Below are 22,104 nucleotides of genomic sequence, written 5' to 3' on the forward strand. Positions count from 1 at the left end.
GCCGGATTTACCGCGACACGAGCTGGTGAACCAGATGCGGGCGCGCGAACAGTTCGGTGTTCGTGCCGTCGACGACGCCGGGCGGCGCTTCGCCGAACTCCGCGTCGAGCGCGAGCCGGGTCTGCGGCGAATGGCGCAGGATGATGGCGGCTTCGAGCGCTTCGCGAGATTCGGCTTTGGCTACGCACACGACGGTTTCCCCGTCTGCAGTGAGCCAGCAATCCGCCGACAGAAACCCCGGTGCACTGCGGAAAACCCGGGCGACGCCTTCCACGCGCCGGAAGAACTCGTCGCGGTAATGCGGACGCGGATAATGGTAAGCGATGAAACCGGCCAGCATGATGTTTTCCTTTGTTCGCAACGGGAAGCCCTGCCGCGTCAACGCCGCGAGGTCCGCGGTCGCCGGGCGTCCGGTGGCTTTCTGCAGCAGGGGCGAATAAATCAGCGGCGTGACGAGTTCGACAACCAGCATCGCGACGTAGAACCAGTGCGGCCAGCCGGAGTAGGCGACGGTCAGCAAGCGCACCAGCCCGCCGGCGAAGAACACCAGCATGAGGAGGTGGATCAGGCCGGCGTGCCGGTCCAGGTCCCGGGCGGCCCACACGCAGGCGATCCCGTAGGCGAGGAACAGCAGCATCGAGAACCGCAGATCGCCGTCGAGGGTGGCGTTCGGGGTGTTCGCGCCGATGATCGTGCTCGGCCCGATCAGGATGTGCGCCAGCGCGATCAGCGCGCAGGCGATCCCGAAAACGACGAGATACCACCGCAATACGGCCTTCATGATCGTCTCCCGGTCCCGGATGCGCGCCGTTAGTACACACGCGTCTACTAAGCCGCCGAAGCGTAACCGCGCTAGTGGACGTGCGTCAACTAAGGTGGGGCGATGCCGCCTCGCCGCCGTCTCGCTCCGGACCAGCGCCGTGCCGAACTCCTCGACGTCGGCGCGCAGCTGTTCGCCGAATTGCCCTACGAGCAGGTGCAGATGGACCGCGTCGCCGAACGCGCCGGGGTCTCCCGCGCCCTGCTGTACCGGCATTTCCCGAAGAAGAGCGTCCTGTTCGCGGCGATCTACCAGCGCGCCGCCGAGCAGTTGCAGGCCGAGATCCGGATCGAGCCAGACCTGCCGCTGACCGACCAGATCGCCGCCGGCCTCGACGCGCACATGGACTACTTCGCGGCCAACCGCCACACCGTGCTGGCCGCCAACCGCGATCTCGCCGGCGACCCCGTCGTGCAAGCCATCGTGCTGGGCGACCACCGGGCCATGCACGACGTCATGCTCGCCGCCACCGGCCTCAGCGGCGCACAGCGCGCCACCATGTCCGCGGCGCTCACGTCCTGGCTGATGTTCGTGCACACCCTGTGCCTGGAATGGCTCGAACACGACCGCCTCACCCGCGATCAGGTCCGGACCGTCAGCCTCGGCGCGCTGACGGGAATGATTGCGGCGCTGGAGGATTCATCGGGCGTTCGGTAGCTCGCGAGCCAGGTCGGGGGAGCAACCGGCGTGGTTCGTCGATCGGCGGTTGACCTCCACCATGGTCGAGGTTCAAGAATCTCGATCATGACATTGTGGATCTGCGACCGATGCGGCATCGAACAACCCGGCTCTCCGGAACCCCCGCACTGCGTGCTGGACCGCGGCGAGGTCGGCATCGAGGAACGCGGCGACCTGGGCCCGCATTCGGGGAGTTGGCGCACTCACGAACAGCTTGCCGCCGAACCGCACGTGGTGCGGGAGCGGGACCACGGCCGCGGGGTGCACAGTCTGCGACGGGAACCGGTGGTGGGGATCGGGCAGTGGTCGTTCGTCGTGCGGACCGCGCGGGGGAACGTGTTGTGGGATCCGCCGACTTCCATCGAGCCGGACACGCTCGCCGCGGTTCGGGCGCTCGGCGAGGTCGCCGCCATCGCGACCAGTCATCCGCACATGTTCGCCGCCCAGGTCAGCTGGAGTCACGCGTTCGGGCGGGTTCCGGTGCTGGTGAACGCCGCGGGCCGGGAATGGCTGGGCCGCACCGATCCTGTGCTCGAGTTCTGGACCGAGCACGCCGAGCCGGTGCCGGGGGTCGAGCTGATCCAGGTCGGCGGGCACATGCTGGGCAGTGCCGTGCTGCGCACCCAGGACGGCACGATCCTGTCCGGCGACTCGATCAGCGGCGGTCTGGCGCCGAATTGGGTGTCGTTCCAGCGCAATTTCCCGAAGCACATCCCACTGTCCGCTGCGGTGGTCCGGCGGATCGTGGATCGGCTGGACGGCTGGTCCTACGACCGGCTGTACACGCTCGGCGGCGACACGATCGACGCGGACGCCAAGGCGGTCGTGCATGGTTCCGCCGACGCGCATATCCGTTGGGTCAGCGGGGAATTCGACCATCTGACCTGACCGGATTCCGCGGGCGGGGATCAGCCGGTGAACTCGGCCAGCACCGAGCGTTCTATCTCCGACACCGGCAGGTCCCGTCCGGCGGGCCGCAGGTACCGGGCGGCGAATTCCTCCGGTCCGGCTTGTTCTCGTTCGTGCCAGCCGTATTCGGCGAGGAAGGCTTCGACGCGGTCGGGAGTCAGACCGAAGCGCCAGAGCGGCCGCTTGCGAACGAACTCGGTGTAGGCGGCTTCAGCGCCGTAAAGGCGGGTGCCGTCGAGGAAGTCCTTGCGGACAAAGGTGAACACCAGGCGGCTGCCCGCGGCCGCGGTGGCCAGGAAGTCGAACGTGCGGCGGACGCCGTCCTCGGTGAGGTATTGGGTGACTGCCTCCCAGATGAAGAAAGTCCGACCGGGGAGGTAGCCGTGCCGGGCGAGGGCGTCGGCGAGGTTTTCGGTGTTGAAGTCGACCGGCACCTGCGTCAGGTTGGCGGGGACGCGGCCGAGCGCCTTGGTGAGCGCGGCGCGTTTGCGGTCGATGTTGGCGGGCAGATCGACCTCGTAGACCGGGATCTTCGCGAGCGAGGGCAGGCGGCAGGCGCGCGTGTCGAAGCCCGCGCCGAGGATGACCACCGCCTCGAGCCCGCCCTCGTCGAGAGCCGCGCGGAGGGCATCGTCGACATAGCGTTTGCGGCACAGCATGCTCGCCCACAGGCCGGGGATCTTCTTCTCGGTCGCGGCGATCAGCGCTCGCCGGATCGGCCGGTATTTCGTCAGCGCGGCCGCGAGCCTCCCGCTGGCGGGCAGGAGGCGGCGGGCCCACGGGTCGTCGATCAGCGGCCGGGCCTCGTGCTGGTCGGCGGCGACGATGACCATCGGCCCGAACGCGGTCCGGTCGGCTCCGGTTGCCATGAGGCGCTCCTCGGTCAGGTCAATGATCGACGCTGGGCTGCTGGTGGAACAGCGCGGAGGTTAACGCCTCGGTGGCGGCGCGCGCAGCTGATGCCGTGTCGCCGTCGAAGGTGTCGAGCAGGGTTTGCCAGCCGGCGTGACTGGTCAGGGTGTAGGCCAGCGCGAGAGCGGCCGACGCGGACACCGCGAGCCTGCCGTCCCGGTGGGCGCGTTCGACGATGCTGTTCAGGAGGGTGCGCCGCCACCGGCGGATCGCGCGGATCTGCTCGTCCAGCTCCGGTGCGTCCTGCTGGGCGAGCAGGACGGTGAGGCGCGGGCCCATCTGCTCGTACCGGGAGTAGTACGCCTCGATGATGTGCTGCAGCTGATGTTCGGGCGCGGCGTCGGGCAAGCCGAGATCCTCCACGGCCGCACGGGTTTGCGCGGTGTGGTGGTCGAACGCCGCGGTCAGCAGTTCGTCGCGGCTGGAGAAGTGGTTGTAGAGGGTGCGCAGCGCCACGTCGGCCCGCTCGGCGATCTCCTGCATGGTGACCTGCTGCCCGCCCGAGGCGACCAGGGCGTCCAGGGTCGCGTCGAAGATGCGGGTCCGCGCTTCTTCGCTGGCGCGGCGCCGGGTCTGCATTGAATAACGGCGAGGCATGCGTCCAGTCTACTCATTTACATGCACGCATGCGTGCAATAAAATCCTCCGTTGCGGTACCCGCCGCGACGGCGGCCGGGCCGCACGTCCGGCGCCCGCCGGGCGGACCTCGAACCTTCTCGGTGAGGCAGTCATGACCATCGATGCGGCAACCGCCCTGGATCCCACTGTCACCAACCCGGAGCACTACCACGTGGTGTTCGAGAACGAGCGCGTCCGCGTGCTCGAATACACCGACAAGCCCGGCGACCGCACCACCCGCCACGCCCATCCCGACAGCGTGCTGGTGGTGCTCAGTTCGTTCCGCCGCCGGATGTACGCCGCCGACGACAGCACGCACGACCTGGAGCTGACCGCGGGCAAGGTCGGCTGGCTGGCCGCTCAGCAGCACGCCGGGCACAACATCGGCGACACCGACAGTCACGCCCTGTTCATCGAACTCAAAGAAGGGGTCCGGACCGAGACCGGGGTGCTCGGGCCGATCGGTCCCGCGGTGGAGTGAGGTCTGCCGGGGTGCACGCTGGACGAGGCTTTCGCATCCGGCTTAACGAAGTGTCAGAAAGGTACCTTAGCGATTGCTCCTCGCGATCAAAGCAGAATTGTCGGTGCGGTCGGGGTCGGATCCAGCGGGATAGGATCTGACGACAAAACTGAGGCACGCGATGAATCCGCTGTCGCCGGTCGAGTGGAGTGTCAAACATCGCACGTGATGGGCGGACTTCTCTTTGATGTCTGCGAACCGCAGTGTTTCCGCGGTCTGCGCACGGTCTGCGTAGTCTATGGTCAGGGACTGATAGAGGGATTTGAGTTTCATCCCGACCACCCCGAAGAAGGCGGCTTCGATCAGGTCGCCGGCTTCGGTGTCGACGGTGCGCAACCGAAGTTCCGAATGGCTGACGGCATAGCGCCACGGGCGAAAAACCCGGCCGAACGTGAGGGGAAGCGCCCCGCTCGGTCCACTGTCTTGGTCAGGGGCTGAAAGGGTGGGCAACGGCGACTCCATCTCACGTTCGGCCGCGAAGCTGGGTTGTTGCGGATACAGGTCGGTTCCGGCAGTTCAGGTCAGCGTCGGCTCGGGCTCGCACTCGGGTCGGCGGGCGGTATCGCGTCGAGGGGGACGAGGCGGGTTCCTGTCCAGTGGTAGCGGACTGTCGCCGCGTCGGCGGTGGGACAGCACTGCGGGTCTTCGGCGTTGTACATCTCGTACGAGAGGGCGATGGTGGTGTCAGTAGACCACGCTTCCTGGATGCCGGCGCTGTCCACCGAGGTGTCGGTGCCGAGGTACTTGCCGTCGTGGAAGAAGAAGGCCCGGTTCGCGTAGCCGTCAGCCGACTCGGCGATGGTGGCGAGGACGACCTGCAGGCCGTCGGCCGATTCCCAGGAGGTGGCTGGATAGGGGCGGTAGCCCTTCGCCTGGACGACTGCTTCGGCGTCGGCGAGGGTGTCGCGCGGGGCGGCCGGGGGCGCTGAATCCTTGGTCACGGTGGAGGTCGGGGCGTTGCTTGGCTGCGGGTCGCTGGTGGACGGCACCGGGAGAACGGGTTCCGGCGACGAGGGGGCGGCCAGCGTCGGGTCCGTCGTGCTGCGGGTCGTTCTGTCGATGCCGGTGGCGGCGGTCAGACCCAGCGCGGCGACCACGATGGCGACCGCGCAGGTGATAGCGGAGAAGACGGTGCGGCCGTCGGTGCGCGGTGGCCGGACGGCAGGCTGCGGCACCACCGCGCCGACGAGCATGAAGAGCGCACCGGCGACGCTGACCCAGGGGCCGAGCCCGATGCGCAGGAGGCCGCCAGCGCTGTCGAGACCGCTCAGCAGGCTGAAGAGGAGCAATCCGGCCAGGACACCGGAGACGCCGAACAGGACGAAGCCAGTCGCCCGGACCGCGACGCCCTCCCGCAGCACGACGGCCGCGACGATCGCGGCGGCCCCGCAGACCGCCAGAGCCGCGGGAAGAAAGACGAGCGGCACGGTTCGGCTGCTTGCCAGGCGAGCGACGTCGAACAGGCTCGCGTTCCCCAGCAGCACGACCTGAAACCACGGCAGGACCGGCGACACCCCGACCAGCACGCCGCCCGCGGCCAGCCCGGTCGCGGCGGCGAACCGCCGGACGGTGTCGCCCGGCGTGGCCTCGGCAGCCAGTCGGTTGCCGCAGCGCCAGCAGCGCACCGTGCCCGCCGGGACCTGCTGTGCGCAGTACGGGCACGGGAACGCGGCGGGCACCGCGCCCGGCCACGGCGCGGGGCCGCCAGAATGGGAACCGATCATCGCGTGAACTCCTCGTCTGTACCAGGACAGACGGCGGGATCCCGGAGCGTGTTACCGAGCGCTGAAATACTCGTGCTGCTCGAGCGGCACAGGCTGGAGCGGGTTGCGCTGTCCACGAGACGCCTGAACTCGGCTGTCCATCGGACGTCGCTCAGGCGCAGAACACCTTGTCGATCAACGAGAAGGCGTCATCCGGGCGGTACTCGGCGCCAGCGCTGCCGCGCAGCTGCGGCTGGTGGTCCAGCGGTGCCCATTTGCCGCCGACGTCGCGTCAGTTCCCCGGCGGCGGCATCCACACGAGCCGGGGATCGGTCTGCACGAAGCTGCCCAGCAGTTGGTCCACTCGCATCAGCACATCCAGATCGAGCCGGACACCCGCGGCCTTCGCGTTCTCAGTCACCTGTTCCGGCGTGCTCGCCCCGACCACCGCCGCGGCGACGGTTTCGTGTTGCAGGGTCCAGGCGAGCGCCAGCTGCGCCATGGTCAACCCCGCGTCGTCGGCGACGCCGCGCAGCAGTTCGACTCGGTCGACCAGTTCCGGGTACCGCAGCGGGCGCGCGTACGCCGGTCCGGTCGCACGCGAGCCCGGCGGGACCGTGCCGTTGCCGTACTTGCCCGTCAGGACGCCTTGTGCCAGCGGGACAGCGGCGAACTGGCCGATGCCGAGCCGGTCGGACACCGGGATCACCTGTGCCTCCGGCACGCGCCACAGCATCGAGTAGTGCGCCTGGTTCGAGATCAGCGGCACGTCGTACCGCGCGGCCGCCTCGGCTGCCTGCGCCAGCTGGTCCGCCGTCCACTCCGCGGTGCCGACGTAGCGCACTTTGCCTTGCCGCACGAGGTCCGACAGGGCCAGGAACGTCTCCGCGACCGGTGTCTTGTAGTCGAATCTCAAGAGCTGGTAGACGTCGATGTAGTCGGTGCGCAGCCGCCGCAGCGAGCCTTCGAGGGACGCGATCACGTGTTTGCGGCTCAGTCCGGCGTCGTTGGGCCCGGGGCCTTCGGGCCAGAACACTCCGGTGCACAGGACCAGATCGTCGCGGCGGGCGCCGGCGAACGCCGTGCCGAAGGCGGCTTCCGCGGCGCCGCCGTCCCAGGCCGCGGCCGTGTGGAACGTCGTGACGCCCGAGTCCAGCGCCGCGGCGACGCAGCCGGGGGCGTGGTGGTTGTACCAGTTGCCGTAGGCGATTTCGCTGACGGCGAGGCCGCTGGTGCCGAGCCTGCGGTATTCCACTTCAGCCTCCTTGGGCGGCCATCTCGGTGATCCACGCGTCCACCGCGCTGGCTTTGCGGGCGAACGTTTCGCGCACCGTTTCGTGCGGCAGGATCAGGAATTCGTCCCGGGAGAGCCCGCGCACGACGGCGTCGGCGACGTCCTCGGGTTCGAGCAGCGGCGCGGCGGCCGCGATCGCCAGCGCGGCCGGGTGGCCCGCGGCGAGGCCCGGCTCCAGCAGCGCGGTGCGCACGCCGAGCGGGCACAGCGCGCTGATCCGCACCCCGCGCGGCCGGTAGGTGATCGCGAGCCATTCGGCCAGTGCGACGGCCGCGTGCTTGGTGACCGAGTACGGCGCGTCGCCCGGCACGCCGAGCAGACCGGCGGCCGACGCAGTGAGCAGCAGGCAGCCCTCGCCGCGGGCGAGCATCGAGGGCAGCACCGCCTGCGCGGCGTGCACGTGCTGCATCACGTTGATTTCCCAGGATTTCGCCCACTGTTCGTCCGCGGCGTGCAGACCGGTGCCGAACGCGGCGCCCGCGTTGGCGCAGAACAGGTCCACCGGCCCGAACTCGGCTCGCGCGCCCGCGACCAGCGCTTTCAAGTCCTTTTTGGACGTCACGTCGGTCACCGCCGCGACGGCCCGCCCGCCCGCGTCCCGGATCCCGGCCGCCACGCGTTCGGCGCCGTCCGCGTCGAGGTCGGACACGACCACCCCGCTCGCGCCCTCGGCGGCGAATCTGCGGGCCATGGCGGCGCCGATTCCGTGCGCCGCGCCGGTGAGCACGACTACCCGTCCGATCAGTTCCACCTGTTCTCCACTATTTTCGGCGACAGTGTTACCGGGGTGAGCAAAGTGTATTTCCGGACTGTCATTCGCATGACAAAAGCCCTGCTCAGCGGCTTGATGAGGGGTCGGTCCACGGTTTCGGACATTAGCACGGCGAGGGGGCCGGTGGTACGCTCCGCGGCAATTATTCCCGGCCGGTATTGCGTTTTCCGCAGCCCATGCGTTATTGCTGTAAACGGTTCCGCGGCGACCGTCCGCGCACCACTGCCCATCCCGGTACAGGAGGTCAGCCGATGGTCGAGCTCGTCCCGCCGTCGCACGCTCGACGGCTGCGGTGCCTGGGCGTCGGCGATCCCGACACGGTGGCGGCCGTCGCGCGCGGCGGCGGGCTGGGCGTGCTCGACGGGGCCGACCCGGTCGAGCTGCGCCTGGTCGCGGCCCGGGTTCGCGTGCCCTACGGCGTGCGCACGGACGGTCCGCTGCCCGCGGGCGCGGCCTTCGCGATCCGGACGAAAGCGCCGTGGCAGGGCGCGCTCGCCGAGGTGACTGACGCGGCAACCGCCGCCGAAGCGGTCCGCGGCGGTGCGCTGGGGCTCGTCGCCGGGGTCGGCGAGTTGAGCGAGTTCGTTCTGCTGCAACAGCTTCTCGGCAGGTTCGACGTCCCGGTGTGGGGCCGCGCGGCCGGAGAGCGGACGGCGGTGGGCGCGCTCGCGGGCGGCGCGGCGGGGGTGCTCCTGCCGTCCGCGACGGAGGCCAGCGTCCGCCGGATCATCGGCGCGGAGCTGCCCTCGGCAGCGTTGGGCGACCGGCTGTGCCGCACGCTGGGCACCGCGCTGCCGATCGTGCAAGGCCCGATGACGCGCGTCAGCGACCAGCCCGCGTTCGCCGCCGCGGTCGCGGACGCGGGCGGGTTTCCGTTCATCGCAGTGGCTACCGCGAACGGCGCGCGCACGGCCGAGTTGTTGCGCGGCACCGCCGAACGGCTCGGTACCCGGCCATGGGGCGCGGGCATCCTCGGCTTCGTCCCCGATGACCTGCGCGCCGAGCAATTCGCCGCGATCCGGGCCGCCCGGCCGCGCTGTGTGCTGATCGCGGGCGGGAAACCGGGGCAGGCCAAGGCATTGGAAGCCGAGGGCATCGCGACCTTCCTGCACGTTCCCTCGCCGATCCTGCTCCGCCAGTACCTCGACGCCGGGGTGCGCCGGTTCGTGTTCGAGGGAGCCGAATGCGGCGGCCACGTCGGACCGCGGTCGAGCTTCGAGCTGTGGGAAGAGCAGCTGGCTGTCCTGGCGGGGGAGAAGGACGTCGAGGTGCTGTTCGCGGGCGGGATCCACGACGCCCGTTCGGCCGCGATGGTCGCCGCGATGGCCGCGCCGCTCGACGGTGCGGGCGTTTTGCTGGGCACCGCCTACCTCTTCACCAAGGAAGCCGTGCAGCACGGCGCGATCACTCGGCTGTTCCAGGAATGCGTGCTCGCCGCCGACACCACTGTCACCCTCGAAACCGCGCCGGGCCATCGCACGCGCTGCCTGCTCAGCCCGTACACGACGGAGTTCCAGCAGCTCAAGGCAGACCTGACCGACGTGCCCGCGCGGCAGGCCTGGCAACGGCTCGAGGAGCTGAACACCGGACGGTCGCGGATCGCCAGCAAGGGCGTGCGCCGCGACGGAACGCGGCTGAGCGCGCAGACCCAGCTCGCCGACGGGATGTACATGGCCGGGGAGGTCGCCGTGCTGCGCGACCGCCGGACCACGATCGCGGAACTGCACGCCGAAGTCTCCTCGGGACGGACATTCGCGCGCCCCGTCGAAGAGACGGAGACGGCGAGCCGTGACATCGCCGTCATCGGCATGGCCGGTACCTTCGCGGGCGCGCCTGATCTCGAAGCGTTCTGGTCGAACATCCTGCGCGGCGAGGATTCGGTCGCCGAGGTGCCGCCCGAGCGCTGGGATCCGGAAGTCTACTTCGGACAGTCGACGTCGAAGTGGGGCGGTTTCCTGCCGCCGCTGCCGGTCGACCCGCTGGACTACGGCATTCCGCCGTCCGCGATGAGCAGCATCGACCCGGCGCAGCTCGTGTCGCTGGAGACCGCGCGCCGCGCGCTGGCCGACGCCGGGTACGAAGACCGGGAGTTCGACCGGGAACGCACGAGCGTCGTCTTCGGCGCCGAGGCAGGCGGCGACCTCGCGAACGCGGGCACGCTGCGCTCGCTGCTCGACGGCTACTTCGAGGAGGTCCCGAGCGAACTCCGGGACCAGCTGCCCGAACCGACCGAGGACACCTTCCCCGGCACGCTCGCCAACGTCATCTCCGGCCGGATCGCCAACCGGCTCGACCTCGGCGGCGCGAACTACACCGTCGACGCCGCCTGCGGATCCTCGCTGGCCGCACTGGATCTCGCGGTGAAGGAACTGCGCAGCGGAACCAGTTCGCTCGTGCTGTGCGGGGCGGTCGACCTGCACAACGGCATCCACGACTACCTGATGTTCACCGCCGCCGGCGCGTTGTCGCCGACCGGGCGGTGCCGTCCGTTCGACGCGTCCGCCGACGGCATCGCGCTCGGCGAGGGCGTCGCCTGCCTGGTGCTCAAACGGCTCGCCGACGCCGAACGCGACGGCGACCGGATCTACGCCGTGGTCAAGGGGGTGGGCGCGGCGAGCGACGGGAAGGCGCTGGGGCTCACCGCGCCGCGTCCGGAAGGGCAGGCTCGCGCGCTGGAACGGGCCTACCGCGACGCCGGGGTGTCCCCGGCGGACGTCGGGCTGGTGGAGGCGCACGGCACCGGAACGGTCGTCGGCGACGCGACCGAACTGCGCACTTTGACGAGCTTCTTCGCTGAGTCCGGGGCCACGCCGGGCTCCTGCGCGCTCGGTTCGGTCAAGAGCCAGATCGGCCACACGAAGTGCGCGGCCGGGCTGGCCGGGCTGATCAAGGCCGCGCTCGCGCTGTGGCACGAGGTCGTCCCGCCGACGCTGCACCTGGCCAAGCCCACCACGGCCTGGGACCCGGCGGCCAGCCCGTTCACGTTCACCACCCCGGCCCGGCCGTGGGCGGATCCGGCGCGGCTGGCCGGAGTGAGCGCGTTCGGTTTCGGCGGTACGAATTTCCACGCCGTGCTCGGGGCGGGCCCAGTCGCTCCCGACCGGCGGCACGGGCTCCGCGACTGGCCTGCCGGAACCGCGGAGACCCTCGCCGGCATCGCCCCGAGCGCGGCTGATCCCGGCAAAGTCGCGTTCTTGTTCCCCGGCCAGGGCAGCCAGCGCGTCGGCATGCTCGCCGAGCTGTTCGTGCACTTCCCCGAACTGTCCGACGTCCTGCGCCTCGCCCCCGACGTCGCCGCAACCGCTTTCCCGCCGAATGCCTTCGACCCTGATTCCGTTGCGGCGCAAGAGAACGCGCTGACCGACACGCGCGTCGCGCAGCCCGCGCTGGGGCTGGTCGAAACCGCGGTGGCGCGGCTGCTGGACCAAGTCGGCGTGCGGCCGGACTTCCTCGGCGGGCACAGCTACGGCGAACTGGTCGCGCTGTCGGTCGCGGGCGCGTTCGACACCGCGACCCTCGTGCGGCTCAGCCGGGCCCGGGCGAAGGCCATCGCCGACGTCGCCGCACCCGGCACGATGGCCGCGGTGAAGGCGTCGCGCGACGTCCTCACCTCGACCCTGATCGGCCCGGACGTCGTGGTGGCCAACCACAACGCACCCGAGCAAAGCGTTCTGTCCGGGCCGGTCCCCGCGGTGGAACGCGCGATCCGGCGGCTGCGCGAGACCGGCATCGCGGCCAAGCGGATCCCGGTGGCTTGCGCGTTCCACAGCCCGCTGGTCGCCGGAGCTGGCGACGCCTTCGCCGCGGCGCTTGCCGAGGAAGACCTCTCCGCGCCCCGATTGCCGGTGTGGTCGAACCGGATGGCGCAACCGTACGAAGGCGACGTCCGCGGCGAACTCGCGGCGCAGATCGGCGCACCCGTGCGGTTTCTCGACCAGATCGAATCGATGTACGCGGCGGGCGCGCGGACGTTCGTCGAGGTCGGGCCCGGCCGGGTGCTGACCGCGCTGGTGGGGGAGATCCTCGGAGACCGCCCGCACACCGCGGTCGCGTGCGGACCTGGCCTCAACGGATTCCTGACCGCGTTGTCCCGCCTCGCCCAAGCGGGCGTCGCCGTCCGCACCGAACGGCTGGTCCGGCCGTCGCGCCCCGAACCCGCCGACACCGCCTGGGCAGTCGACGGCCGGTCCGTCCGCGCACCCGGCGCCGAAACCCCCGCCCTCCCGCCTGCCCGACGGATACGGAGCACCGCGATGACCGAGCCCGCCCCCAGCCGCGACCAAGCGGTCGTCGACTTCCTGCGTACCGCCCGCGAACTCGTCGCGGCGCAGCGCGACGTGATGCTCGGCTACCTGGGCACCGCGCCCGCCGCACCCGCGCCAGCCGCCCCGGCGCTCGTCCCGGTGATCGAGGAGCCGGTGGCCGCACCGGAACCAGCGGCGATCGAGGCAGCGCCCGCCGACGTGCTGACGACAGTGATCGGCGTGATCAGCGAACGCACCGGCTATCCGGCGGAGATGATCGCGGGCGACCTCGATCTCGAGGCGGACCTGTCGATCGACTCGATCAAACGGACCGAGATCGCCGGAACCCTGCTGGGCAAACTGGGCCTGCCCGCCGACGACCGCACCGATCAGCTCAGCCGCGACCGGACCGCGAACGCCCTCACCGCGCACCTGGAGAGCTGGTTGTCGCCCGCCCCGGCGGCGGCCGCGCCGAAGCGGTACCGGCTGGCCAGAGTGCCGGTGCCGCTCGACCCGGATCCCACGCGGCTGCGCGGAAAGTCCGTGGCGGTGCTGGGCGGCGACGCGTCGGTCCGCGAGGCTTTCGCGTGCGCCGGAGCGAAAGTCGTCACCGAGGACGCCGACCTCACCGTGCTGCTCGCCGGAGGCACCGAGGCCCCGGAGCTGTTCACCCGGCTCAAGGCGCTGCATGGAGATGTCCTGATCGCGGCGGAGCCGGGAACTGCCGGGCTTCGCGGCCTGGTCCGCTCGGCCGCGCTGGAACGCGCGGGCACCACCCGGCTGGTCGAGGTCGGGCAAGACCTCGCGAAGGTGCTGGTCGACGAAGCCTGCAGCGACGGCCCGTCCGTCGTCGGCCATGACCACGACGGCCGCTTCACGATCGAGCCGCAGCATCAGGAACTCGGGTCGATCGCCTACTCCGGGGCCGGGCCGGGCGGCGGCGAACTCGCCGCGCTGGACCTCGGCCCGGATTCCCTGGTCCTGCTCGTCGGCGGGGCGCGCGGGATCACCGCCCGCGCGGCGGTCGCGTTCGCCGAGTCCGGCTGCCGGATCGAACTCGCCGGACGCACTCCGTGGCCCGGCGAACCCGACGACCTGCCCGCCGACCCCGCCGCGATGCGGGCCGTGCTCGCCGGACGCGGCGGATCGGTGGCCGACATCGAACGCCAGGTGCGGACCGTCCTGGCGCAGCGCGAGATCGGCCGCACCCTTGACGAGATCCGGGCTGTGGGCGGCGACCCCGCGTACCAGTCGCTCGACGTACGCGACGCGAACGCCGTGCACCAACTGGTCAAAGACCTCGTGGCGCGGCACGGCCGGATCGACGGCGTCGTCTTCGCCGCGGGCGTGATCGACGACAAGCTCATGGCGGACAAGGACGAACAGTCGTTCCGCACCGTCTTCGAGACCAAAGTGGACGGTGCGCGCGCGTTGCTCTCGGCGTTGCCGGAGTTCGGGGTTGAACCCGGGTTCGTCGCCTTCTTCGGCAGCATCGCCGCAGTGCTCGGCAACCGCGGCCAGACCGATTACGCCGCGGCGAACGACGCTCTGGAATCGCTGAGCACGAGCTGGCCCGGCCGCGCGGTCACTGTCCACTGGGGACCGTGGGCCCCCGGCGCTGACCACAGCGGGATGGTTTCGCCGGAGCTGGCCCGCGAGTACGAACGCCGGGAGGTCGCCCTGCTCGACGCCGGGGAAGGCGTCGCGGCTCTGTTGCGCGAACTCGCCTACGGAACTGATCGCGCGGTCCTGTACACGGCGTCGCTATGGTGAGGCAGGAACCGGTCGCGCTCGTCGGGATGGGCGTTTTCCTCCCGGGAGCGTCCACTGTGGACCAGTACTGGCGGAATCTTGTCGAAGGCGCCGACGCCGTCACCGAGATTCCGGAGGATCGCCGCGACCCGGCGTTCCATGGGCAAGCCGGCTCCGCGCCGGACCGGACGCACGGCCGCCGCGGCGGATTCGCTCCGGACACGCTCGAATTCGACCCAGCCGCCCACGGCGTGCCGCCGACGTCGCTGGCCGGGATCGAGCCGGACCAGCTGACGGCGCTCGCGGTCGCGGTGGCCGCGGTCGACGACGCCGGCGGCCTCAGCGAACTCGGCGACCCCGAACGGATCGGCGTCGTGCTCGGCCGCGGCGGCTACCTTTCGCCGGGGCTGCAAGGATTCGACCAGCGGGTCCGCACGGTCCGGCAGATCGCCCGCACGGTCGGCGAACTGGTCCCGTCCGCCGGCCCGGACGTGCTCGACCGGCTGCGCACGGCGTTGCGCGAAACCCTCGGCGAGTTCCGGCCGGAGACCGCCGCCGGGCTGGTGCCGAACCTCGCCGCGGCCCGTGTGGCGAACCGGCTCGACCTCGGCGGCCCGGCCTACACCGTCGACGCCGCGTGTGCGTCGTCGCTGGTCGCGGTCGACCAGGCGATCGGGGAACTGGCGAGGGGACGCTGCGACGCCGTACTCGCCGGCGGCGTGCACCAAACGCACGATGACACGCTCTGGTCGCTGTTCACCCAGCTCGGCGCGCTGTCGCCGAGCCAGCGGATCAGCCCGCTCTCGCGCGGCGCCGACGGGATGCTGATCGGGGAGGGCACCGCGATCGTCGTGCTCAAGCGGCTGGCCGACGCCCGGCGCGACGGCGACCGCGTGTACGCCGTGCTGCGGGGCAGCGGCACGTCGAGCGACGGGCGGGGCGCGAGCTTGCTCAGCCCGTCGGTCGCGGGCCAGACCCTCGCGCTGCGCCGGGCGTGGGACGGAATGGACCCGGCGGGAATCGGCCTGCTGGAGGCGCACGGCACGGCCACGCCCGCCGGGGACGCTGCCGAGCTGACCACCGTCGCCGAGGTGTTCGGCACGACCGTCGGTCCGCGCGCGGTGATCGGCTCGGTCAAGTCGATGATCGGGCACACGCTGTCGACGGCCGGGGTCGCCGGGCTGGTCAAGGTGGCGCTCGCGCTGCACCACGAGGTGCTTCCGCCGACGCTGCACTGCGGCGACCCGAACCCGTTGCTCGACAAGACGCGGTTCCGCGTGCTGGCCGAAGCCGAGCCGTGGGGCGCGTTGCCGCGCGTGGCCGCGGTGAGCGCGTTCGGGTTCGGCGGCGTGAACGCGCACCTGGTGGTGGAGGCTGGGGATCCGGCGCCGAAGCGCAAAGCACGCGTCACCGAGCCGGAACACGTGCTGCGGCTGGCCGCGAACTCCCCGGCGGAGCTGCTGGACCGCCTTGACCGGCCGGGGGAGCCGGGGGACGGGCGGTGCCGGATCGGGATCGTCGGCCCGGACGAACGCAAACTGGCCATGGCTCGCAAGGTGATCGGGAAAGTCGCGGCCACCGGCCGGGCATGGCACAGCGCCGACCTCTGGTGCACCGCCGATCCGCTGTTGCCGCACGGGAAAACCGTGTTCCTGTATCCGGGGCTGGAAGCGGACGCCGAACCGCGCCTCGCCGACGTCGCCCGGCACTTCGGACTCGACCGTCCGCACTGGTCGACCGCGAGCGTGCCCGCGCGGGCGGCGAGCGTGTCGGCAGCCGGGCTCGTGCTCGACCAGGCGTTGCGGCGGCTGGCGATCCGCCCGGACGCGCTCGCCGGGCACAGCGCCGGCGAGTGGACCGCGATGCAGGCCGCCGGGATGTACCGGCCGGAGCCGGATCTGCTGGACCGGTACTGGCCGGAAGGATTCGAACTGCCCGCCGCGGACTACCTGGTGCTGGGCTGCCCAGCCGGGCGAGCGGCCGAACTGCTCACCGAAGACCTCGTTGTCTCCCACGAAAACGCGGCGCAGCAGACGATCGTGTGCGGTCCGCCGGACGCGATAGCGGCGTTCGCCAAGTCGTGCCGCAGCAAGGGAATCGTGGCGCGGACGCTGCCGTTCCGGTCCGGGTTCCATACGCCGTTGCTGCGGCCGCACCTGGAGCCGTTCACGCGGCTCGCGGCGGAGCTGGAGTTGCGCGAACCCGCTGTGCCGGTGTGGTCGGCCACGACCGCGCGGCCCTATCCCGCCGAACCGGACGCGATCCGCCGGCTGTACCTGGAGCACCTCGTGCGCCCGGTCCGCTTCCGCGAGCTCACCGAGGCGCTGCACGAGGATGGATTCTGCGTGTTCGTCCAGGTCGGCGCTGGGCAGCTGGGCTCGTTCGTCGCCGACACGCTCGGCGACCGGCGGCACCTGGTCGTCGCAGCCGGATCCGGAACCCGCTCCGGGCTCGCTCAGCTCCGCCGGGTCGCGACGGCGTTGTGGACCGAAGGCGGCGCACCCGACTTCGCAGCCGCGGAGCCGCGGCGGATCCGGCTGAACACCGGGCGACCGTTGTTGACACTCGGGGAACGGGCGCGTGGGCTGCTCGAAGACCGGAGCCTGCCGGAGCTGCCCGCCGGGACGCCCGAGGCGATCGCCGCGGAGTTCCGCGCGCTGCTCGACCAGACCCGCCAGAGCGCGGCGGACGTCGTCGCGGCTGCGGTCCAGCGTCCGGTGGAGTCCACTGTGGACGTATCGCTCGCCGCGATGCCGTACCTGCGCGACCACCGGTTCTTCCGGCAGCGCGACGACTGGCCCGACGAGACCGACTTCCGCCCGGTGGTGCCCGCGACCACGCTGGTGGACCTCGCCTGCCGGGCCGTCGAACGGACCTGGCCGGGCACGACCGCGGCCACAGTGCGCGACGCGGTGTTCTCGCGGTGGCTGATCGCCGCTCCTGCCCAGCAGGTGCCGCTGTCGCTCAGCCGCCGGGGCGACCAGGTGACTGTCGAGATCGGACCGTACGCACTGCTGACCGTCGAGCTGGGCCCGTTCCGGCCATCGCCGCCCCGCACGCGGATTCCGGCACCGGAAACCCCGCCGCCGTTGGCCGCGGCCGAAATCTACGCACGCCGCGAGATGTTCCACGGCCCGGCGTACCAAGGCTTGGCCCGGCTGACCGGTCTCGGCGAACAGCACATCCGGGGCGAGCTGGTGGTGCCGTCCGCTCCCGGCGGGCTGCTCGACAACGTGGGCCAGCTGCTGGGCTGCTGGCTGATGGCGACCCGGTCCGACGATCTGCTCGCCTTCCCTCGCTCGATCGGCCGGATCACCTGGCACGCCGCGGAACCCGGACCGGGCACCCGGGTCGAATGCCTGGTGCGAACGCGGCTGCCCCGGCCGGACGTGCTGGAAATGGACGCCGAACTGGTGCGCGACGGCCAGGTGCTCGCGACCGTCGAGGGCTGGCGGGACGTCCGGTTCCCGTGCGACCGCGCGGCCCATCGCGTCTACGCCTTCCCGCACCAGCACCTGCTTTCCGAGCGCCTGGACGGCGGTCGCGTGTCTGTCACCGACCGCTGGCCGACGGTCGCCGCGCGCGAGATTTACGCCGGTGTCTACCTCGCGGCCGAGGAACGGGCCGAATTCGCCGCGGTACCACCGCGCGAGCAGCGTGGCTGGCTGCTGACCCGGATCGCGGCGAAGGACGCTGTCCGCGCGGAGTTGGCCGAAGAGATTTACCCGGCCGAGATCCGCGTGCATGCCGACGGCCGGGTGTCCGGCCGGGGTCGGGAGCTGCCTCGTTTCGCTGTTTCCGTTGAGCTGAACGGGGACACCGCTATCGCACAACTCAGGAGCACGACATGACCATCGACCACGCCTCGGCTGTCTTCGACGTCGTCGCGGAACTGCTCGGCGAGCTGGTCGGCGACGCCGACGTGCTCGGCGCCGAGATCACGCCCGACACGACGTTCCACGAAGACCTGCAGCTGGAAAGCATCGACCTGGTGACCTTCGCGAGCATCCTGGCCGAGCACTTCGGCGAGGACGTCAACCTCGCCGAGTACCTGGCGGAGAAGGACCTCGACGACGTCATCGGGCTGACCGTCGGCGACATCGCCCGGTTCGTGGGGGAGCGCACGTGCCCACGATGACGGTGAACGGGCTGCGCACCAACGTGCAGCTCGTCCGCGCGGGCGGCGCCGAGACCGTGGTCTTCCTGCACGGCATGGGCACCGACAGCCTCGCGAGCTTCTACCTGACGCTCGCGCCCCCGGTCGCGGCCGCGGGCATCGACGTGATCAGCTACGACCTGCGCGGCCACGGCAAGACCGAGCGGCCGGTGCGCGGGTACACGCTGGCCGATTTCGTCGCCGACCTCGACGATCTGCTGGGGCAGCTCGGTGTCGAGCAGCCGGTGCACCTGGTGGGCAACAGCTTCGGCGGGACACTCGCCTACAGCTACGCGGTCGCCAACCCGTCGCGGGTCCGCAGCATCGTCTGCATCGAGTCGGAGCCCGCGACCGAGGCGTGGGCCGGGAAAATGAGCGAAATCCTCGCGCACACCGTGCGTTTCCTCCAGGAGGAGGAAAGCTTCGACTGGATCGAGGCGAACTTCAGCGCACACCACCGGCGGCTGGCGCGGCTGGCCGCCGAGCGGATCACGTCCACGAAAATGGCCGAGGAGGTGCCGCTCGGGCCGCTGCTCTCCTGGGAACAGGTGGCGGCGATCGGCTGCCCGGTGCTGTCCGTGCTGGGCAGCCACGGCTACCAGGCCGACGACCTCGAAGCGCTCACCTCGATGCTCCCGCGCGGCGAACTGCACGTGTTCGAAGGGCAGGGGCATTCGGTGCTCGTGGAACAGCATCGCGAGGTGCGCAAGCTGGTGCTGGAATGGATCGGACGGCATTCGGCATGAGGTTCCTGCTCGTCGTCCCGCCGCTGGCCGGGCACATCGCACCGCTGCGCGGGGTGGCCGAGGAGCTGTCCGCGCGCGGCCACGAGGTGGCTTGGTGCGGGCCCTCGCCGGGAGTGTCCGGACTGGTCGCCGGGCAGGTGTTCGCGGCGGGCGACTCCCGGCCGTTTTCGGTGGCGCTGCGGCCTCCGGAGCTGCGCGGGTTCGCCGCGTTGAAGTACCTCTGGGAGTCCTATCTGGTCCCGCTCGCCGACGCGATGGTTCCGGGCGTCCAGCTCGCCGTCGACGCTTTCCGCCCCGACGTCGTCGTGGCCGACCAGCAGGCGCTGGCGGGCCCGCTGGTCGCCGCGCGCCACGGGCTGCCGTGGGCGACGTCGGCCTCGACGTCCACCGAACTGGCCGATCCGCTCGCCTCGATGCCGAGGATCGCGTCGTGGGTGGCCGGGCTCCAGACGGGATTGTGCGCACGGCACGGAGCCCGCGTCGCCGACCTGCGGTTCTCGCCGCACCTGGTGCTGGCCTTCACGACGCGCGCCTTGGCTGGGCGGCCACGGGTTTCCGCACCGGTCTGTTACGTCGGCCCGGTGCTTCCCGCTTCCCCCAACGGGTTCGCGCGGTCCTTTGTGGACACTCGACCGCTCGTGGTGGTGACTCTCGGCACGTCGAATGCTGCGGCGGGAGAGCGGTTTCTCGCCGAGAGCGTCGCCGCGCTGGCCGGAATGCCGCACGTCCAAGGGCTGGTCGTCGACCCGACCGGCACGCTGGAGAGCGAGGAAGTCGCGCTGGCGTGGCGGATCCCGCAGGTCGAGGTGTTCTCGCAGGCGTCGGTGGTGGTTTGCCACGGCGGACACAACACGGTGTGCGAAGCATTGGCGGCTGGGTTGCCGCTGGTGCTCGCTCCGATTCGTGATGACCAGTCGATGCTGGCTCAGCAGGTGGTCGCGGCGCAGGCGGGGGTTCGGTTGCGTTTCGATCGTGCTCGCGCTGCCGACATCCGTGCGGCGGTGGAGTCGGCCGAGAAGTATCGCGCGGGTGCGGCGCGGATCGGCGCGTCGTTCGCCGCGGCTGGGGGTGCGCCGGAGGCTGCGTCTCGGTTGGAGGCGTTGGCGCGGGCGGGTTAGCTGCGGTCGCGGAACGTCCGCGCAGCCAACGTACTCCCCACCACCGCAGCCACCGCCGCGATCGCCAGTGCCGCCGCGACCGACCAGCCGATCGGGCGGGCCAAGGCCAGCGCCCGGGTCGCGTCGATCGCGTACGTCAGCGGGTTGACCGCCGACACCGCGCGGACCCACTGCGGCATCGAGTCCAGCGGCATGTACGCGCTGGAGGAGAACATCAGCGGGAACATCACCACGAACGACGCGGCCTGAAGCGTCTCGGCCTTGCGCAGCCACGTCGTGATCGCGACGAACACCCAGCTCAGGCACCAGCCCACGACCAGCGTCAGCACCAGGGCCAGGCTGAGCCCGAGCACTCCGCCGGCCGGGCGGAAGCCGAGGAACAGCACGCTCGCGGCCGAGGTCACGACCAGTTGCACGCACAGCCGCGCGGAATCGGCGAGGGTGCGGGCCACCAGCACCGAGAACAGCGAGATCGGCAGGCAGCGCAGCCGCGCGGTGAACCCGCTGTAGATCTCCGCGAGCAGACCCGCGCCCGAACTCATCGCGGTCGTCATCGAGATGTTGACCAGCGTCGCGGGCACCAGGAAGTTCACGTATCCCTGATAGGCCGCGACACTCGGCAGCGCGCCGACGCCGCTGAACACCTGGCTGAAGAGCAGCAGCAGGACCACCGGTTGCAGCAAGCCGAAGAACACCAGCCGCCAGTCGCCGAACGCGGTGCGCAGCGAGCGGGCGGCGAGTACGCGGACCTGGGTCCAGAAGGTGGTTTCGGGCCACCTCGGCGGATCGGCGAGGACCGCGGCCGGTGCGCGGTGGCGGGATTGCGTCACGAGTTCGCGGCAGCCGTGTGCAGGGACAGGTACACGTCGTCGAGCGTCGGCTCGGTCACCGTCAGATCCCGCAGCGGAGCTTCGGCCGCGTCGAGTGCGCGCACCAGCATCGTGATGTCGCCAGGCCCGCGCAGCGGGACGGTCAGCGTCAGCCCGGCGCGGCCCGCTGAAAGACCGAGGCGGGACACCGCGTCCACCGCGCGGCGCACGGTGAGTTCGCTGCCCAGGGTCAGCGTCGCGGTGCGGCTGCCGAGCCGCGCTTTGAGCTGGGCGGGCGTGCCTGAGACGGTGATGCGCCCGAGCCCGAGCACGACGACGTGGTCGGCCAGCCGGTCCGCCTCTTCGAGGTACTGGGTGGTCAGCACGATCGTGGTGCCGCGCGCGGCCAGTTCCTCGACGACGTTCCACAACGCGGCCCGGCTCACCGGGTCGAGTCCGGTGGTCGGCTCGTCGAGGAACAGCACTTCCGGCGCGCCCACCAGCCCGGCGGCCAGGTCGAGCCGCCGCCGCATGCCGCCGGAGTAGGACCCGGCGGGCCGGTCCGCCGCGTCCTCGAGCCCGAACGACGCGATCAGTTCGGCGGCGCGCGCTCGCGCCTGCGCCGGTTTCGCACCCAGCAGCCGCGCGATCAGCCGCAGATTCCCGCGTCCGGACAACGCGTCGTCGACCGCGGCGAACTGCCCGGTGACCCCGATCCGCCGCCGGATCGCGCGCCCGCGCCGGACGACGTCGTGCCCGCAAACCCGGGCGGTGCCGGAACTCGGCCGGATCCGCGTGCTGAGAATGTCGATCAGGGTGGTTTTCCCGGCTCCGTTGTGCCCGAGGACCGCGAGCACAGTCCCGGGGGCGACGGCGAGGCTGATCCCCGCGAGCGCGGTGACTTCGCGGTACTTCTTGACGAGGTCCGTCACGGCGATGACCGGCGGGCGCATGGCCGCTCCTTCCCATTCCCGGAAAAGGTAACGAGAGGCCGCCGGGAAAAGCAAGAATCCGGTCGCCCGCTGTCCCCGGCGTAACAGTTTTCCGCGCGGC

At 71.1% G+C, this 22,104-nt stretch carries 17 protein-coding genes; 8 read left to right on the plus strand and 9 right to left on the minus strand.

Translation table 11 applies throughout. From position 1 onward, the window contains the following. Positions 1-7: 7 nt before the first annotated feature. Positions 8-781, minus strand: coding sequence for a DUF4345 domain-containing protein (locus EIZ45_RS28315; RefSeq protein WP_134736084.1), 774 nt, complete (start codon positions 779-781; stop codon positions 8-10). Positions 782-883: 102 nt separating this feature from the next. Here EIZ45_RS28315 and EIZ45_RS28320 point away from each other — a divergent pair, with 102 nt between their 5' ends. After that, complete coding sequence (locus EIZ45_RS28320) at positions 884-1,477, plus strand: TetR/AcrR family transcriptional regulator (RefSeq protein WP_134666857.1); 594 nt, start codon at positions 884-886, stop codon at positions 1,475-1,477. 87 nt (positions 1,478-1,564) lie between these two features. Beyond that, positions 1,565-2,386: a hydrolase gene (locus tag EIZ45_RS28325; RefSeq protein ID WP_240690793.1), complete on the plus strand. Its 822-nt coding sequence runs from the start codon at positions 1,565-1,567 to the stop codon at positions 2,384-2,386. 20 nt (positions 2,387-2,406) lie between these two features. On the opposite strand, the gene EIZ45_RS28330 is transcribed toward EIZ45_RS28325, so the two are convergent. Further along, entirely contained in the window at positions 2,407-3,276 is an 870-nt protein-coding gene (locus tag EIZ45_RS28330) for an SAM-dependent methyltransferase (RefSeq protein ID WP_134666855.1), read from the minus strand. A gap of 19 nt (positions 3,277-3,295) precedes the next feature. Next, positions 3,296-3,916, minus strand: a complete 621-nt coding sequence (locus EIZ45_RS28335; protein ID WP_134666853.1) for a TetR/AcrR family transcriptional regulator — start codon at positions 3,914-3,916, stop codon at positions 3,296-3,298. 133 nt (positions 3,917-4,049) lie between these two features. On the opposite strand from EIZ45_RS28335, the gene EIZ45_RS28340 reads away from it, so the two are divergent. Beyond that, a complete protein-coding gene (locus EIZ45_RS28340; protein WP_037812704.1) occupies positions 4,050-4,418 on the plus strand; it encodes a hypothetical protein in 369 nt (122 codons plus the stop codon). A 66-nt stretch (positions 4,419-4,484) separates the two neighbouring features. Here the strand turns inward: EIZ45_RS28340 and EIZ45_RS28345 are convergent, their stop codons facing one another. From EIZ45_RS28345 to EIZ45_RS28360, 4 genes are all read right to left on the minus strand, one after another. Next, positions 4,485-4,907, minus strand: a complete 423-nt coding sequence (locus EIZ45_RS28345; RefSeq protein ID WP_134666851.1) for a hypothetical protein — start codon at positions 4,905-4,907, stop codon at positions 4,485-4,487. Positions 4,908-4,978: 71 nt separating this feature from the next. After that, complete coding sequence (locus tag EIZ45_RS28350; RefSeq protein WP_134666849.1) at positions 4,979-6,181, minus strand: LppP/LprE family lipoprotein; 1,203 nt, start codon at positions 6,179-6,181, stop codon at positions 4,979-4,981. 271 nt (positions 6,182-6,452) lie between these two features. Next, positions 6,453-7,415, minus strand: a complete 963-nt coding sequence (locus EIZ45_RS28355; RefSeq protein ID WP_134666847.1) for an aldo/keto reductase — start codon at positions 7,413-7,415, stop codon at positions 6,453-6,455. Position 7,416: 1 nt separating this feature from the next. After that, positions 7,417-8,205 (minus strand): SDR family oxidoreductase, encoded by a 789-nt coding sequence (locus EIZ45_RS28360; RefSeq protein ID WP_134666845.1) that lies wholly within the window; start codon positions 8,203-8,205, stop codon positions 7,417-7,419. 272 nt (positions 8,206-8,477) lie between these two features. On the opposite strand from EIZ45_RS28360, the gene EIZ45_RS28365 reads away from it, so the two are divergent. Genes EIZ45_RS28365 through EIZ45_RS28385 form a run of 5 tightly spaced genes read left to right on the plus strand, consistent with a single transcriptional unit; the run spans position 8,478 to position 20,242 of the window. After that, positions 8,478-14,243, plus strand: coding sequence for a type I polyketide synthase (locus EIZ45_RS28365; RefSeq protein ID WP_134666842.1), 5,766 nt, complete (start codon positions 8,478-8,480; stop codon positions 14,241-14,243). Further along, a complete protein-coding gene (locus tag EIZ45_RS28370; RefSeq protein ID WP_134666840.1) occupies positions 14,237-18,073 on the plus strand; it encodes a type I polyketide synthase in 3,837 nt (1,278 codons plus the stop codon). Before EIZ45_RS28365 ends, EIZ45_RS28370 begins: the two co-directional genes overlap by 7 nt. Next, complete coding sequence (locus EIZ45_RS28375; RefSeq protein WP_134666837.1) at positions 18,070-18,360, plus strand: phosphopantetheine-binding protein; 291 nt, start codon at positions 18,070-18,072, stop codon at positions 18,358-18,360. The genes EIZ45_RS28370 and EIZ45_RS28375 overlap by 4 nt, the downstream gene beginning before the upstream one ends. Beyond that, the gene (locus EIZ45_RS28380; RefSeq protein WP_134666835.1) at positions 18,348-19,124 is read left to right on the plus strand and encodes an alpha/beta fold hydrolase; all 777 of its coding nucleotides are present in this window, start codon (positions 18,348-18,350) and stop codon (positions 19,122-19,124) included. The genes EIZ45_RS28375 and EIZ45_RS28380 overlap by 13 nt, the downstream gene beginning before the upstream one ends. After that, positions 19,100-20,242 carry a glycosyltransferase gene (locus tag EIZ45_RS28385; protein WP_240690792.1) on the plus strand — a complete coding sequence of 381 codons (1,143 nt, stop codon included), beginning with the start codon at positions 19,100-19,102 and terminating at the stop codon, positions 20,240-20,242. Before EIZ45_RS28380 ends, EIZ45_RS28385 begins: the two co-directional genes overlap by 25 nt. Here the strand turns inward: EIZ45_RS28385 and EIZ45_RS28390 are convergent. Continuing rightward, positions 20,239-21,072: an ABC transporter permease gene (locus EIZ45_RS28390; RefSeq protein ID WP_134666833.1), complete on the minus strand. Its 834-nt coding sequence runs from the start codon at positions 21,070-21,072 to the stop codon at positions 20,239-20,241. The two genes, EIZ45_RS28385 and EIZ45_RS28390, sit on opposite strands and share 4 nt — an antisense overlap. Next, complete coding sequence (locus EIZ45_RS28395; RefSeq protein WP_134666831.1) at positions 21,069-22,004, minus strand: ATP-binding cassette domain-containing protein; 936 nt, start codon at positions 22,002-22,004, stop codon at positions 21,069-21,071. Before EIZ45_RS28395 ends, EIZ45_RS28390 begins: the two co-directional genes overlap by 4 nt. Positions 22,005-22,104: the final 100 nt, after the last annotated feature.

Source organism: Amycolatopsis sp. CFH S0740, assembly GCF_004522315.1.
In the GTDB taxonomy this organism is placed as follows: domain Bacteria; phylum Actinomycetota; class Actinomycetes; order Mycobacteriales; family Pseudonocardiaceae; genus Amycolatopsis; species Amycolatopsis nivea.